This is a genomic window from Amycolatopsis regifaucium (genome assembly GCF_001613935.1).
GTDB lineage: Bacteria > Actinomycetota > Actinomycetes > Mycobacteriales > Pseudonocardiaceae > Amycolatopsis > Amycolatopsis regifaucium.
This window is the reverse complement of sequence record NZ_LQCI01000034.1, coordinates 460,283-474,712: the sequence shown is the minus strand read 5'-3', so window position 1 is coordinate 474,712 and position 14,430 is coordinate 460,283. Positions and strand designations below refer to the sequence as shown.

At 67.4% G+C, this 14,430-nt stretch carries 12 protein-coding genes and 1 tRNA gene; 7 read left to right on the top strand and 6 right to left on the bottom strand.

The features are described from left to right. The first annotated feature begins 35 nt into the window (after positions 1–35). Positions 36–124, top strand: a tRNA-Ser gene (locus AVL48_RS26040). A gap of 74 nt (positions 125–198) precedes the next feature. Here the strand turns inward: AVL48_RS26040 and AVL48_RS26035 are convergent. Together AVL48_RS26035 and AVL48_RS26030 are read right to left on the bottom strand one after the other, a co-directional pair. Further along, on the bottom strand, positions 199–1,977 hold the full coding sequence (locus tag AVL48_RS26035; RefSeq protein WP_061980315.1) for an RICIN domain-containing protein: 1,779 nt from the start codon (positions 1,975–1,977) through the stop codon (positions 199–201). A 190-nt stretch (positions 1,978–2,167) separates the two neighbouring features. After that, positions 2,168–2,668 carry a MarR family winged helix-turn-helix transcriptional regulator gene (locus AVL48_RS26030; protein WP_061980316.1) on the bottom strand — a complete coding sequence of 167 codons (501 nt, stop codon included), beginning with the start codon at positions 2,666–2,668 and terminating at the stop codon, positions 2,168–2,170. Between the two features lie 537 nt (positions 2,669–3,205). Between AVL48_RS26030 and ypfJ the strand changes: the two genes are divergently transcribed. Continuing rightward, entirely contained in the window at positions 3,206–4,132 is a 927-nt protein-coding gene (ypfJ, locus tag AVL48_RS26025; RefSeq protein WP_061980608.1) for a KPN_02809 family neutral zinc metallopeptidase, read from the top strand. Positions 4,133–4,217: 85 nt separating this feature from the next. Here the strand turns inward: ypfJ and AVL48_RS26020 are convergent, their stop codons facing one another. After that, positions 4,218–5,765, bottom strand: coding sequence for a M28 family metallopeptidase (locus AVL48_RS26020; RefSeq protein ID WP_208616244.1), 1,548 nt, complete (start codon positions 5,763–5,765; stop codon positions 4,218–4,220). Between the two features lie 80 nt (positions 5,766–5,845). Between AVL48_RS26020 and AVL48_RS26015 the strand changes: the two genes are divergently transcribed. Then, on the top strand, positions 5,846–6,823 hold the full coding sequence (locus AVL48_RS26015) for an NAD(P)H-quinone oxidoreductase (RefSeq protein WP_061980317.1): 978 nt from the start codon (positions 5,846–5,848) through the stop codon (positions 6,821–6,823). Here the strand turns inward: AVL48_RS26015 and AVL48_RS26010 are convergent. Further along, positions 6,820–8,019 carry a cysteine desulfurase-like protein gene (locus AVL48_RS26010; protein WP_037315320.1) on the bottom strand — a complete coding sequence of 400 codons (1,200 nt, stop codon included), beginning with the start codon at positions 8,017–8,019 and terminating at the stop codon, positions 6,820–6,822. The genes AVL48_RS26015 and AVL48_RS26010 overlap by 4 nt on opposite strands. Positions 8,020–8,153: 134 nt before the next feature. Here AVL48_RS26010 and AVL48_RS26005 point away from each other — a divergent pair, with 134 nt between their 5' ends. After that, complete coding sequence (locus AVL48_RS26005; protein ID WP_061980318.1) at positions 8,154–8,762, top strand: bacterial proteasome activator family protein; 609 nt, start codon at positions 8,154–8,156, stop codon at positions 8,760–8,762. Positions 8,763–9,047: 285 nt separating this feature from the next. Here the strand turns inward: AVL48_RS26005 and AVL48_RS26000 are convergent, their stop codons facing one another. Together AVL48_RS26000 and AVL48_RS25995 are read right to left on the bottom strand one after the other, a co-directional pair. Further along, the gene (locus AVL48_RS26000; RefSeq protein WP_061980319.1) at positions 9,048–10,223 is read right to left on the bottom strand and encodes an epoxide hydrolase family protein; all 1,176 of its coding nucleotides are present in this window, start codon (positions 10,221–10,223) and stop codon (positions 9,048–9,050) included. A gap of 39 nt (positions 10,224–10,262) precedes the next feature. Continuing rightward, positions 10,263–11,510, bottom strand: coding sequence for a polysaccharide pyruvyl transferase family protein (locus AVL48_RS25995; protein WP_061980320.1), 1,248 nt, complete (start codon positions 11,508–11,510; stop codon positions 10,263–10,265). A 104-nt stretch (positions 11,511–11,614) separates the two neighbouring features. On the opposite strand from AVL48_RS25995, the gene wzm reads away from it, so the two are divergent. The 3 genes from wzm to glfT1 are packed head-to-tail and all read left to right on the top strand — an operon-like array spanning position 11,615 to position 14,292. Then, entirely contained in the window at positions 11,615–12,559 is a 945-nt protein-coding gene (wzm, locus tag AVL48_RS25990) for a galactan export ABC transporter permease subunit Wzm/RfbD (RefSeq protein ID WP_061980610.1), read from the top strand. Between the two features lie 3 nt (positions 12,560–12,562). Beyond that, positions 12,563–13,387, top strand: a complete 825-nt coding sequence (wzt, locus tag AVL48_RS25985; RefSeq protein WP_061980321.1) for a galactan export ABC transporter ATP-binding subunit Wzt/RfbE — start codon at positions 12,563–12,565, stop codon at positions 13,385–13,387. Next, a complete protein-coding gene (gene glfT1 / locus AVL48_RS25980; RefSeq protein ID WP_061980322.1) occupies positions 13,384–14,292 on the top strand; it encodes a galactofuranosyltransferase GlfT1 in 909 nt (302 codons plus the stop codon). Before wzt ends, glfT1 begins: the two co-directional genes overlap by 4 nt. The last annotated feature ends 138 nt before the right edge of the window (positions 14,293–14,430 follow it).

Below are 14,430 nucleotides of genomic sequence, written 5' to 3'. Positions count from 1 at the left end.
GTTCCGACAAGGAACCGTCGGATATCCTCGACGGCGGTAGCGTGTCCGAGCGGCCGAAGGAACATGTCTTGAAAACATGCGAGGGCTCTGTCCTCCGTGGGTTCGAATCCCACCGCTACCGCCAGTCTTGAGAGCCGGTTTCGAAAAGCGAAGCTCCCAGGCCCGCGGACCGGGGAGCTTCGCCGTCCCATCTCGGGATCAGGCGGGCACGAGCGCCCAGACCGTCTCGTCGCTACGGCCACCCACGAAAGGCCGCTGCTCCAGGAGCGAAGCCGTGCCGTCGTCGACCTGCCGCACCGCCAGCTTGCTGGCCCGGTTCACCAGCCCGTAGCGCATGTCGGCACTCCGGAGCAGCTTCCACTGCTGATCGCCGGATGAACCACAGTGCGTTTGTTCGAGGTTCGCGCCTTCCGCGGTGCTGCCGGAGACCGGCCGCAGGCACTGGCCGCTCCGCTCGTTGACGATCTTCCAGTAGCCGCCACCCGCGTCGGTGAGCTTCCACTTCTGGCCGTTGTCGTTCTGCCTGGCCACGTTGGTGATCTTCGCCCCGGCCGACGTCGAGCCGTCGACCACGGCCGCGCTGTTGCCGTTGGTGGCGACGGAGAGGTAGTACTTCTTGCCCGCCGTCGGACCGGGATCGGCGACGGGATCGAGGGTCCATTGCTGGTTGGCCGCCCCGGTGTAGGGCTGCTGGACCAGCGGCGCCGGATACGCGCCGCCGTCGGTGATCGCGTAACCCGTCAGGTAGTTGAAGATCGCCACGCGGCCGTTGCCGAGCGGCTGGAACGCCCACCGCATGCCGTTCTGGCCGTTGCAGTCGTACTGAAGGATCTGCGTCCCGGGCGCCGTCCCGCTCTGGGCGCTGTCGGCGCACAGCTGGCTGTTGGCGTTGACGAGCTGGAGACCGGTGTCGTATCCCAGGATCCACTTCTGGCTCAGTGCGTCGTTCCGGGGCCGCTGACTGAGCTTGACGAGACCGCCGGTCGACGAACCGATGACGTCGATCGCGTTTCCGCTGCTGCCGGTGATGACGTAGGTCTTCCCGCCTTGGGCGTGGCCGTCGTCGTTGTCTGGGGTGTCCTTCTTGATCAGGAAGGCGCTGTTGGCGACGTTCCAGTGGGTGGCGAGCCAGCTGCCGGGGGTGGGGGCGGTGCTGAAGTAGTCGTCGTTGCCGCAGTCCAGGAGCCGATCGAAAGCGCGCTGTGTGCAGTCGAAGGACTGGGTGTCGCCGTAACACATCAGGTCCCATTCCTGGGAGCAGTGCCCGCCGCCCTGGTAGTGCGGGGCGCCCGGCAGTACCGCGCCGAGCATGTGGCCCAGTTCGTGCGCCGCGGCGTTGACCCCCCAGCAGGGCACGGCGATCTCCGTGTAGTGCCTGCCGTTGTTGAAGGCGTTGGCGGGGCCGGGCTGGTCGTCGTTGTCGCCCCAGGTACCGGCACAGGTGAGGGGATTGTCGGAGAAGAGCATGTAGTCGCGATCAGCGTCCTGAAAGCCCGCTTTGATGGCGAGTTCGCGGATCGCGCCGGATTTGTAGGTGCCGTCGGCGACCACGAGGCTGGCGACGGCGACCTGGCAGCCCGCGCCGGCGGTCGTCACGTAGCGGAGGTGCCTGCTGCCGCCCGTCGCCGCGGCGCTGTCGTTGAACGCGTCGTCGATCCCCGACGCGTAGGCACGCAGGGACGGCACGACGGCCGCGTACCGGTCGGGCTGCCCGGCCTCACGGACATAAACCAGCTCGACGCGCTTGCCGGAGACCCCGTCCCCCTCGCAGATCACCGGGTTGGCGGCGATCTGCGCCTGAGCGACGGCGGGAGCGAGCGGGGCCACCGGGGCCGCTCCGGGTGGCAAGGGTCTGCTGTGGTCCTTGGCGGCGAAGTCGCCGGTGGGGGCGGCCCCGGCCGTTTCCCCCACGAACAAGCCACAGATGAGGCCGGCGGTCACCAGCAGGCCGGCGTATCGCCGTTTCGCCTTGGACAAGGGCTCTTCCTTTCGCGATGGACTCACATTTTCTCGCGATAAGAAGCCTAGAGATCGGATGTATGCCACACCAGACACGAAGATCAGTTGAGCGGTTTTTACCGTTGAGCGGCACATTGATTCGACTGGTGTTCATCCGCGATTCTTCTTGAGGTCGGATGAAATCACCCATTTGCCTCGAGCACCGTGGTCAGGTGACCGACGGCAGGCGCGAGAGACCGTCGATCTCCGACAGGTGCTCCAGCACCCGGCCGAAGGCCTGCCCCAGCACCTGTTGCTCTTCCGGGCTCAGCAAGTCGATCAGGTGCTCTCGGACACCCTCGACGTGCGTCGGCGCCGCGTCTTCGAGCAGTTCCCTGCCGCGTTCGGTCAGCTCCGCGACGACGCCGCGTTTGTCCGCCGGGTCGCGGGTGCGGCCGATGATCCCCTCGGCCTCCAGCCGGACCATCTGGTGCGAAAGCCGGCTCTTGGTCGAGCCGAGCATGCTCGCCAGTTCCGACATCCGCATCCGGTCGTCGGGCTGGAGCGAAAGGCAGACAAGGACCTCGTAGTCGGCGAGCGTGACGTCGTGACGCTCGGCGAGTTCGCGGTGCAGGCGCTGTCGCAGCCGCATGGTGGCGACGATGTACGAGCGCCACGCGACCATCTCGGACTCGTTCAGCCAGCGCACATTCTTCTGCTCCACCGCCATCCACGCAGAGTAGATCGTTGATCGAACGAGGCGCAGACCCACCGGTCACTTTTCGGTCCCTGAAAACCCGGTGGGACATTCGCCCGAAGGAGGGTCACGAAAAGGTTGAGACTCGGCGAGAAAAGGCGCATTCTTCTTGTCAGCGGATGGTCGGGCAAGTACCGGGCGCACCGTAGGTAGGGCGCCGGACCTGCTCCCAGCCGGGAAGGGTTCAGGTGGTGGTATGGCGGGTGATTCTCGCGGTTGACCGCCTGCTGTGTCCCGCGACCGGAACGGAAAGATCCGGGTCGGTCGCGACTGTGAACAGCGACGAGCGCGGGCATCTGTAGATGCGCTCGACAATTCTCGCGCATTCGGCGTCACTCGTGCCTGTTTCGGGTTCGCGGCCTCTTCGACCGCCTCGGCAGTGCCGGACGCCGGCCCGGTGATCGCGGCCAACCGGCGAACAGAGCAACACAACCTCGGTAGTTCTGGGTGCGGCCATGGCGAAGTGGCCGCACCCAGGCATATCCGGGCTTCTCGGGCTACGCTTCCCTCGTGCGATTCGACGAAGGCGCGGGCCTGGACACTTCCGAAGTCGAGGACATGCGCGGCGGCGGTGGTGGTGGCGGTATCGGCGGCCGGGTGGCGCTCGGCGGCGGCGGGCTCGGCGTGGTCGGCCTCGTCATCTACTTCCTCCTCTCCCAGTTCGGCGGCGTGAGCCTCAACCCGTCCTCGGGTGGGTTCGGCGGTCTCGGCGACGTGGGTTCCGGACAGCAGGTGGACAACACGACGCTGTCGCAGGAATGCAAGACCGGCGCGGACGCGAACCGGAACCACGACTGCGCGATCGTCGCCATCATCAACTCGATCCAGGACTACTGGGGAAGCGAGTTCCAGCGGTCCGGGTCGACCTACCGCAAGGCCGTCACGAACTTCTTCAACGGCGGCGTGAACACGGCCTGCGGGAACGCGACGTCGGACGTCGGACCGTTCTACTGCCCCGGCGACTCGGAGGTCTACATCGACCTCGGGTTCTTCAACGAACTCCGCACCAAGTTCGGCGCGCAGGGCGGGCCGTTCGCGGAGGCGTACGTGCTGGCACACGAGTACGGCCACCACGTCCAGAACCTGACCGGCGTCTCCAAGAAGGGCACCGGAAGCGGGCCGACGTCGGGATCGGTGCGGCTCGAACTGCAGGCCGACTGCTACGCCGGTGTCTGGGCGAACCACGCCACGACCACGCCGACCGAGACCGGCAGGCCGCTGATCAGCGAGATCAGCCAGGAAGACGTCAATTCCGCACTGGACACGGCTTCGCGCATCGGTGACGACTACATCCAGTCCAAACTCGGCGGCGGCCGGGTCGACGAGTCGACGTTCAGCCACGGCACGTCGGCGCAGCGGAAGAAGTGGTTCAGCACCGGCTTCCAGACCGGTGAGCCCGCGCGGTGCGACACCTTCGCGACCAACAGCCTGGGCTGAGTTTCGCGCTTCGGAGACGCAATGAAGGGGCCTTTCATCGCAAATTTTGCGATGAAAGGCCCCTTCATTGCACTTGAGGGAGCTACTACGCGGCGACCACACCATGGTGGTCGTCAGCCTGCACCGAAGCCGTCATGCTCCGCTGCGCGGACCGCTCGGCCGCGCGAACGGCGGTCGGCTTCGCGGCCTTGCCGGCCGGGACACCGTTGATGTTCTCGGTGCTGGTCGCGTACACGCCCAGCGCCCAGGCGACGGCGTCCGAGTTGCGCTCGAGCGCGACGCGGTCGACGTTGCCGAGGTTGTCACAGGCCTGGTGGTAGCACTTGTCGTAAGGAACGTTGGCGCTTCCGCCCCACTTCGCCGCCTGAGCCGCGGTCTTCACGCCTTCGGCGCCGGTGAACAGGCCACCGGCCGGAATGCCGACCGCGATGAACTGGCCGTAGTCCGAACGGCCGGTGAAGTCCGTGCCCTCGACCGGGACGCCCTTGCCCTTCTCGAGGTAGTCCACGAGGGTCTTCTCGAGCTGCGCCGAACCGTACGGGCCCGCGCCCGCGCCGACACCGTCGGAGTCGTCACCGTCGTAGGCGAAGTACGCGGCGTTCGGCGAGCCGATCATGTCGTAGTTCAGGTAGAGCGCGATGTCGAGCTGCTGCTCGAAGCTCAGCGAGTTGACGTAGTGGGTCGAGCCGACCAGCCCGAACTCCTCGGCGCTCCACCAGCCGAAGCGGACGGCGTTGCCGGCCTTGGGCTTGCTGCCCAGCTGAAGCGCGGTTTCCAGCAGCGCGGCGGAGCCGGTGCCGTTGTCGTTGATGCCGGGGCCCTCGGTGACGCTGTCGAGGTGGGCGCCGAGCATCACGACGTTGTCCTTGCGACCGGTCTTGGTCTCGGCGATGACGTTGTAGCTGGTCCGCGCCTCCTGGAAGGCACGCAGATCGAGGGTGACCGAGGCGCCGTTCTTGGCGGCGAGCGCCTGTCCGTCGGCCTGGGTGATGCCACCGGTCGGGATCTTGCCCGCGGCCGGGTCGCCCAGGGTGCCGTTGACCGGGCCCGGAACGTTGTTGTAGACGATCGCGCCGACGGCGCCGGCCTCGGCGGCTGTCGCCTGCTTCTGCGCGAAGGAGCAGCCGCCGCGCTGGATCAGCGCGATCTTGCCGGCGACACCGCCCGCGTAGTCGGCCGCCTCGCAGCCGCTGGTGTCGTCGACCGGGACCACCGCGAGCGGGGCGGTGATTCCACCGGCGGGCGTGGAGGGGCTGTAGGACATGATGATGATCGGGACGTCCGCGCCCGCGACCGTCAGCTTCTCGGCGAGGGTTTCCGCGTAGGTGAAGGGGAATTCCTGCCGGGTGACGGTGTACCCGGCCTGTTCCAGCTTCGTGGCGACGTACTCCGCGGACCGCTTGTGGCCCTCGGTGCTGGCCGCGCGGCGGCCACCGGTCGCGTCCGAGATCCGCTGCAACGCGATCAGGTGCCGGTTGACGTTGTTCACGTCGACCTTCGTGACGAGCTGCTTAGCCAGCGCGGGTCCGTCGATTCCCGTGACGGCCGTCGCAGCGGGAGCCATCCCGACCGTGAGCGCGGCGGTGGCCATCACCACGATCGAGGGAACAATGCTTCTTCGCGAATATGACATGGGCGTCACCTTTGTGTGGTTTGCGCCACAGGTCAACCGACGTTCGGCGGACTTTACGACACCGGGATATGGTCGTTTGTATGTATGCGATCACCATCCGTGAGCCCGGCGATCCCGACGTTCTCGAATGGACCGAAGTGCCCGATCCGACAGCGGGCGAAGGTGAAGTGGTCATCGACGTCGCGGCGAGTGCGGTCAACCGTGCTGACCTGCTGCAACGCCAGGGTCACTATCCTCCTCCGCCGGGTGCCAGCGAAATTATCGGCCTCGAATGTTCGGGCACGATCGCCGAAATCGGCGAAGGCGTCGAAGGATGGCGAATCGGGGACGAGGTTTGTGCTTTGCTCGCCGGTGGCGGCTATGGACAAAAGGTGGCCGTCCCGGCCGGACAACTGCTCCCGCTTCCCGCCGAAGTCGAATTACTCGCGGCCGCCGGACTGCCCGAAGTCGCGTGCACGGTTTGGGCGAATGTGGTGATGCATGCCCGGCTGTCCGAGGGCGAGGTCCTGCTCGTCCACGGCGGAGCCGGCGGGATCGGCACGCACGCGATCCAGGTCGCCAAGGCGCTCGGCGCGACGGTCGCCGTGACCGCCGGATCGGAGGAGCGGCTGGAGAGCTGCCGTCAGCTCGGCGCCGACATCGCGATCAACTACAAGGAGCAGGACTGCGTGGCGGTCCTGCGCGCCGAGACCGGCGGCGCGGACGTCATCCTCGACAACATGGGCGCGAAGTACCTCGACCGCAACATCGACGCGCTGAAAGCGGACGGCAGGCTGGTGATCATCGGCATGCAGGGCGGGGTCAAGGGCGAGCTGAACATCGGCAAGCTGCTGGGCAAACGCGTGAGCGTATACGCCGCCGGGCTGCGGTCGCGGCCGCTGGAGCAGAAGGCGGCGATCGTCGCCGACGTCCGCGAACGGCTGTGGCCGCTGGTGGAGCAGGGTTCGGTGAAGCCGATCGTCGGACAGGTCCTCCCGATGGCCGAAGCGGCGTCCGCGCACCGCGCGCTCGAAGAGGGCACGGTATTCGGCAAGGTCCTGCTGGCGGCGAAGTCTTAACGGATCTCTTCCAGCACCCGGACGAGCTGATTGACCTCGAAGACGTTCGAGTAGTGCGCGAGGCCGATCCGCACGGCGCCGCCGACTTCGGCGGCGCCCAGCGAGCCGAAGACGCCGCTGGTGCCGTCGTCGGCGAAGGCGCAGAGTCCTTGGGACGCCAGGTACTCCGCGACCTCGGGCGCCTTCTTGCCCGCGACGGCGAAGGCCAGCGCGGGAATCCGGCGCATGGCGTCACCGATGACCATGACGTGCCGCAGCGAACGCAGTTCCGTGGACAGCTGCGCCAGAAGCCCCGCGTGGTATGACTTCGCCGAACCCAGCGACGTCACCAGCCGCTCGCGCCGCGAGCCCATCGCGGCGTCGTCCAGACCGGCCAGATAGTCGATCGACGCGATCAGGCCCGCCAGCAACGGATACGCGTGCGGCCCGAGCTCCATCCGGGCCGGACCGCGCGCGGCGGGGTCGAGCGAGACCGACGGCAGGCGTTCGAGCAGTTCGGGGTCGCGGAACACCAGCGCCCCCACCGACGGCCCGCCCCAGGCCTGCGCCGAAACCACCATCACGTCGGCGCCGAGCGCGTTGAGGTCCAGCGGCACGAACGGCGCCGCGTACGTGGCGTCGACGACGACCAGCGCGCCGACGCGTTTGGCGAACTCGATCACCGTCGGGACGTCGGGCCGGGTGCCGACCGAACCGGACGCCAGGGTGACCGCGACGGCCTTGGTGCGCGCGGAAACGAGATTCTCGTACTGCCACGCGGGCAGCTCGCAGGTCTCGATGTCGATCTCGCCCCAGCGCACGACCGCGCCGACGCGTTTGGCGGCGCGGCGCCATGGCGCGAGGTTGGCCTCCTCGTCGAGCCGGGAGACGACGACCTCGTCGCCGATCGTCCAGCGGTCGGCCATCGCGTCGACGAGACGGCGGATGAGATCGGGCGCGTTGGGCCCGAGCACGACTCCGGCCGGGTCGGCGCCGACGAGGTCGGCGACCGCCCGGCGAGCGGCCGTGACAATGCTTTCCGCACGCTGGGAGGCCGGAAACGCTCCGCCCGGTCCGGACACCGGAGCGCGCATGGCCGTGGATACGGCCGAAGCGACCTGTTCAGGTACGAGCATTCCGGCGGCGCCGTCGAAGTGAATCCAGCCGTCACCCAGCGCGGGAAACAACCCACGGATACGAGCGACGTCGAACGCCATGGGGACACCGTACGGACGTGCGGTTTGGCGTTTTACCCGGGGTTGGGTGCCCGACCACGGGGCGCGACGATTCCCGCTACGCTCGGAGACGGCGCCGAAAACCACGCTGCGCTTTGTGCCCGACGTAGGCCAGGATGGAGCACATGACCGACCCTGATTTCCGCGAATCGACCACCCCCGGTGACGGCGGCGGAGAGTCCTCACCGCACGTGGTGGTCGTCGGTCCCGACGGCACTCCGGTCGGCACCGCGCGCCTCGCCTCCTCCGGAGAGCAGGGCGAGGGCGGCGGCGGCGAGGAGTCGCTCGGCGACCTCGTCGAAGAACCCGCCAAGGTGATGCGGATCGGCACGATGATCAAGCAGCTCCTGGAGGAGGTCCGCGCCGCGCCGCTGGACGACGCCAGCCGCACGCGGGTGCGCGAGATCCACCAGACCTCGATCCGCGAGCTGGAGCAGGCGCTGGCGCCGGAGCTGCAGCACGAGCTGGAGCGGCTGGTCCGGCCCTTCACCGAGAACTCGACGCCGTCGGACGCCGAACTGCGGATCGCGCAGGCTCAGCTGGTCGGGTGGCTGGAGGGGCTGTTCAGCGGCATCCAGACCGCGCTGTTCGCGCAGCAGATGGCCGCGCGGGTGCAGCTGGAGCAGATGCGCCGCGGGCTCCCGGCGGGGCCTTCCGCCGGCGGCACCGCTCTGGGCGGCCACGGAGCCGGCGGCGAGTCGCACGGGCCGGGTCAGTACCTCTGAGGTGTCACCGGCCCGCTGACACCTCACCAGCGCGCAATGAAGGGGCCTTTCATCGCAAATTTTGCGATGAAAGGCCCCTTCATTGCGGCTTTCGTCCGGAGTTCTGAGGGAGGGCGCGGGGCGACCCGATTGCGTGTCCGTGAAGACTCGAATCCACAGCGCCCGATTTAGGTGATTTGCGAATATTCGAGTAGGCGTACATGGAAACATCAATCGGGCACCAAGTCGACAGAAGGTGTCCCTTGTGGACGCTGAAGAGCAGCCGGCCCCGGGACAGCTAGCCGACTACTTGCGCCGCGGGTCGCGCAGCGTGCGGAAGAAGGCCCGCAGGTCCCCGATGAGCAGGTCCGGCACCTCCAGCCCCGGGAAGTGACCGCCGCGGTCCGGAGTGGACCAGTGCACGATGTTGTCGGTCCGCTCGGCGAGCCGCCGGATCGGGAGGCCGGTGTCCTTCGGGAACACCGCGACCCCGGTGGGCACAGTGGACCTCGGCGGCTCCTCACCCCAGGCCCCGCCCAGCGCGGCGTAGATCCGCGACGACGAGTTCGCGGTGCCGGTGAGCCAGTAGAGCATCACGTTGGTCAGCAGATCGTCGCGGTCGATCGCGTCTTCGGGAACGTCACGTGAGTCCGAATAGGACTTGAACTTTTCCATCAGCCAGCCGAGTTGCCCGGCAGGCGAGTCGGTGAGCCCGTAGGCAAGCGTTTGCGGCTTGGTCGCCTGGATCATCGCGTAGCCCAGCTCGCCGTACTGGAACTCCCGCCCGCGCGCCAGCGCCGCCTCACCTCGCGCGCGTTCGTCGCCGGTGAGTCCTTCGAGATCGGCCTCCGATTCCGGTACCGCGCTCGGGAGCATCGTCAGGTGGGCGCCGATCACCCGCTCCGGGTACCGGACGCCGATCTGACGCGACACGATCGCGCCCCAGTCGCCGCCGTGCAGGCCGAAGCGTTCGTAGCCGAGCCGCGACATCAGCACCGGCCACGCGTCGGCGACCCGGTCGGGACCCCAGTTCGCTTCGGTCGTCGGCCCGGAGAAGCCGAACCCGGGCAGCGAGGGCACGACGACGTGGAACGCGTCCTCGGGGTCGCCGCCGTACGCACGCGGATCGGACAGGGGCCCGATGACGTCGAGGAATTCCACGATGGACCCCGGCCAGCCGTGGGTGAGCACGAGCGACGTCGCCTCCACCTCCGGCGACCGGAGGTGGAGGAAGTGGACGTTCGCGCCGTCGATGTTCGTCATGAAGCCGGGGAAGCCGTTGAGGCGCTCCTCGTGCGTCCGCCAGTCGTAGCGGAGCCGCCAGTACTCGGCGAGGTCCTGGAGGTAACCGAGCGGCGTGCCGAGGCCCCAGCCGACGCCGTCGAGCTGGTCGGGCCAGCGGGTGTTCGCCAGGCGGGCGGCGAGATCGTCCAGATCTCGCTGGGGGACGGCGATCTTGAACGGCGTGACGTCTTCGGTCATGAACCCGACGTTAGGGAGGATCGAGGACGGTTACGGTCCTCAACCTCGGATGATTCGGGACCATCGACGACGTCGTGGGGGCGCCATCGGGGGTTCTTCCGCGGGCGCTTCGGGCTCCGGCTCGGGGCGGATCACGGGGGCGTAGATGGACTTCGCCAGCTCCACCTTCACCCTCTTGAAGTTCGCGAGCACCTCGGGGGCGTAACCGCCCTCCTTCGGGCGATCCGGCACCTGGTTCAGGTCTTCCAGCAGGGTCCAGTTGGAACCGAGCGCGGCCAGGGAGCGGTGTTTCGTCGCGTAGTAGTCGGGGTGGATCGACACCGCGACCCCCGACGCCCCCGCGGCGGACGCCAGCATGTGCAGGTGGAACCTGGTGGAGATCCAGGTCTGGTGGGACGCGGCCGGGAGCCCGTGGGTCCAGATGTGCGAAAACGGATAGAACCGGGCGCCGGGCAGTTCTCGCTCGAGAAGCGCGAACACCTCACGGTCGACGCGAGGGACCCCTTCGACGACGCCGACCTTCTCCGGCGGGATCTTCCATGACCGCAGCATCGAGAGCACCGCGCCCGCCAGCTTGCCGATCCCCACCTCGACGAGGTCGGATTGAAGGCAGAGCATGACCTCGGGCAGGTCTTCGGTGGCCTCGTAGAGGTGCGGGCCGATGCCGATGAAGGCGTCGTCGAGCCCCACCGGCACGTCCAGCAGCTCCGCTGAGGCGGCGTCACGGACTTCCACGATCTCGAACCGGTCGGCGAGCGCGCGCAGCAACGGCGTGACGTCGTCGCAGGCGGGCAGCAGGCCCTGTCCCGTCATCGCCGCCCGGCCGCCGGACCGCTCGACGGCCGCGGCGGCACCCGCCAAGAGACCGATCTGTTTCGGCCAGAGCTTGTTGATGTAGCCACCGCCGACGACGTGGATGACGTCCACCTCGGCCAGCAGCTCGATGCCATGGTGCAGCCTCGGCATCATCCCGGGGTTGTGGACGGCCTCGCGGACCCACGCGGCGGCCTGCCAAGGCTCCTCGGACGCGACCTCCCAGCAGAGCCGCCAGAGGGTGTCGGTGAACTTCGCGCGCGGATGCAGCCCGTCGAGCAGCACGGCCGCCGGACCGGGCGAGTGGGTGTCCACCCACACATCCGCGTCCGGGGCCACTTCAGCCAGATGCCGGAGCCAACTCGCGGCGATGAGCTCGTCACCGTAATTGGGGTGACCGACCGGCGCGACAAGGTAATACAACGCGCGCCGGGCGGGCTCCGGGACCGGAGCCGTACTGTCGGGGGCCGGCATTCGTGCATCGTAACGCCGCACCCACCGTCACCGGAGCGGGCGCACGGAAGCGCTCCGCCCGGGGTGGCCCAGGCACCGTGCGCCCCATCGGTACCCTCGTTCCCGTGCATGCCACCAGCACGGTTCACGCCGCCGACGGTGCTGCGCCGACCTCGGTTCCGCCGATCTCGGACAGCAAGACCTTTTCGCGCGCGTTCGCCGACATCAAGACCGGTTTCGCCGCCAAAGAGCTGTGGGGACACCTCGGCTGGCAGGACATCAAGCAGCGCTATCGCCGCTCGGTGATCGGCCCGTTCTGGATCACCATCAGCCAGGGTGTCATCGCACTCGGCCTCGGACTCCTGTACTCACAGTTGTTCAACCTGCCGACGGCGACGTTCCTGCCCTACATCAGCACCGGCTTCATCGTCTGGGGCTTCATCAGCGGCTGCCTTTCCGAGGGCATGGAGACCTTCATCTCCAACGAGGGGCTGATCAAACAGCTCCCGGCGCCGCTTTCGGTGTACGTGCTCCGGACGGTCTGGCGACAGACCCTGATGCTGGCCCACAACTTGATCGTCTACGTCATCGTGGTCGCGATCTTCTTCACCAGCCTGGACCATCAGTACGCCATGAGCGGCGCGTGCGCCGATGGTCTCCTGTGCCACCCCGGCATCGGCTGGTACTCGCTGAGCGCCATCCCGGGCATCCTGGTGCTCGCTTTGAACGCCGGCTGGGTCACCCTGTTGCTGGGTATCATCTCGACGCGGTACCGCGACATCCCGCAGGTGATCAACTCGATCATCCAGCTGCTCTTCTACATGACGCCGATCGTGTGGCCGATCGACCAGCTGATGGCGGGCGGCGCCCGTGTCGGCGTTTCGTGGGCCTTGCCGTTCGTCTACGGCAACCCGCTCTTCCACTTCATCCAGATAGTTCGCGCGCCACTGATCGGCCAGGCCGTCAGCATCAACAGCTGGTACGTGGTGCTGGGCATCACCGTCATCGGCTGGGGCCTCGCGCTGGTCGCGATGCGCAATTACCGTTCCCGCGTCTCTTATTGGGTGTGACAGATGGTCAGCATTGATGTGCACAACGCCTACGTCGACTTTCCCATTTTCGACGCGAAGACCCGCTCCATGAAGAAGAAGGTGCTGGGAAAGGTCGGCGGCAAGATCGGCACCGAAAGCAAGGTGCCGATCATCGAAGCCCTCCACGACGTTTCCTTGTCCTTGCGGGAAGGCGACCGGGTCGGCCTGGTCGGCCACAACGGCGCCGGAAAGTCGACGCTCCTGCGGCTGTTGTCCGGGATCTACGAGCCCACGCGCGGTTCAGCGAGGATTTCCGGCAAGATCGCGCCGGTCTTCGACCTCGGCATCGGCATGGACCCGGAGATCTCCGGGCTCGAGAACATCATCATCCGCGGCCTGTTCCTCGGAATGACCGCGAAACAGATGGAACAGCGTGTCGACGACATCGCGGAATTCACCGAACTCGGCGACTATCTCCAGATGCCGCTCCGGACGTACTCGACCGGTATGCGCGTCCGGCTGGCGCTGGGCGTGGTCACCTCGATCGACCCGGAGATCCTGATCCTCGACGAGGGCATCGGCGCGGTCGACGCGGCGTTCCTCAACAAGGCGAAGGATCGGCTGAAGGATCTCGTGAAGCGGTCCGGCATCCTGGTGTTCGCCAGCCACTCGGACGAGTTCCTCTTCGAGCTCTGCGATTCCGCCATCTGGATGGACGAAGGGCACATCAAGCAGCGCGGTTCGCTGCGCGAGGTGCTCACCGGCTACAAGGGGCGCGACCCGTTCGAGAACATGAGCCAGGAGACCCTGGAGCGGTTCGATGTCGAACCCGAGCCGATGGCGGCGACGAACGGCGGTCAAGGATGACCAGCGAGACCCGGCAGTTGCCCGAAGGCGCCGTCGTCGGCGTCGTCGTCACGCGCCATCGGCGGGAGCTGCTCGCGGAATCGCTGAAGGTCATCGCCGCCCAGACCCGCCCGGTCGACCACCTGGTCGTGGTCGACAACGGGCCGGACCAGTCGGCACGCGACATCGTCGAGAACTACCCGCTTCCCGTCACCTACCTGCCCTCGCACCGCAACCTCGGTGGCGCGGGCGGGTTCGCGCTCGGCATGCTGCACGCGCTGTCGCTGGGCGCGGACTGGATCTGGCTGGCCGACGACGACGGCCGCCCCGCCGACGAGAACGTCCTCGCGATCCTGTTGGAAGAGGCCGAAAAACGGGATCTGGCCGAGATTTCCCCCATGGTCACGAACATCGACTCACCGGAGAAACTCGCGTTCCCGTTGCGGCGCGGGCTGACCTGGAAGCGTTCGTCTTCGGAACTGGGCGTCGACTTCCTGCCCGGCATCGCCTCGCTGATGAACGGCGCGTTGTTCCGCGCGTCCACTTTGGATGTCGTCGGCGTGCCGGATCTGCGGCTGTTCTTCCGCGGCGACGAGGTCGAACTGCACCGGCGCCTGGTGCGTTCGGGACTGCCGTTCGGCACCTCGCTCAAGGCCGCGTACCTGCACCCGGACGGCTCGGACGAGTTCAAGCCGATGCTGGGCGGCCGGTTCCACGCGCAGGACCCGGAGAACGAGGTCAAGCGCTACTACACCTACCGCAACCGCGGGTATCTGCTTTCGCAGCCGGGCATGCGCAAGATCGGCGCGCTCGAAGTGGCACGGTTCGGGCTGTACTTCATCGGTGTGAAGCGCGATCCGAAGGCGTTCCTGCAGTGGCTCAAGCTGGTGCGGCAGGGCCGCAAGGAGAAGTTCTTCCGCTACTGAGGGGAGCTGGATCATCCTCGCCGAAGCCGTGGTCAGCGAGCCGTCGCCACAAACGTAGTATCTGTTCCGAGAGGTAAGGCAACGTGTCGTGGTCGCGGGCCGGTCATTGTTCGACTCCGGGGGAGCCCAGGCGCCATT

Coding starts and splice junctions, on each gene's coding strand:
- AVL48_RS26030 (WP_061980316.1), bottom strand. CDS start 2,668: ATGGCGGTGGAGCAGAAGAATGTGCGCTGGCTGAACGAGTCCGAGATG.
- AVL48_RS26020 (WP_208616244.1), bottom strand. CDS start 5,765: ATGTCATATTCGCGAAGAAGCATTGTTCCCTCGATCGTGGTGATGGCC.
- AVL48_RS26015 (WP_061980317.1), top strand. CDS start 5,846: ATGTATGCGATCACCATCCGTGAGCCCGGCGATCCCGACGTTCTCGAA.
- AVL48_RS26010 (WP_037315320.1), bottom strand. CDS start 8,019: ATGGCGTTCGACGTCGCTCGTATCCGTGGGTTGTTTCCCGCGCTGGGT.
- AVL48_RS26005 (WP_061980318.1), top strand. CDS start 8,154: ATGGAGCACATGACCGACCCTGATTTCCGCGAATCGACCACCCCCGGT.
- AVL48_RS26000 (WP_061980319.1), bottom strand. CDS start 10,223: ATGACCGAAGACGTCACGCCGTTCAAGATCGCCGTCCCCCAGCGAGAT.
- AVL48_RS25995 (WP_061980320.1), bottom strand. CDS start 11,510: ATGCCGGCCCCCGACAGTACGGCTCCGGTCCCGGAGCCCGCCCGGCGC.
- wzt (WP_061980321.1), top strand. CDS start 12,563: ATGGTCAGCATTGATGTGCACAACGCCTACGTCGACTTTCCCATTTTC.
- glfT1 (WP_061980322.1), top strand. CDS start 13,384: ATGACCAGCGAGACCCGGCAGTTGCCCGAAGGCGCCGTCGTCGGCGTC.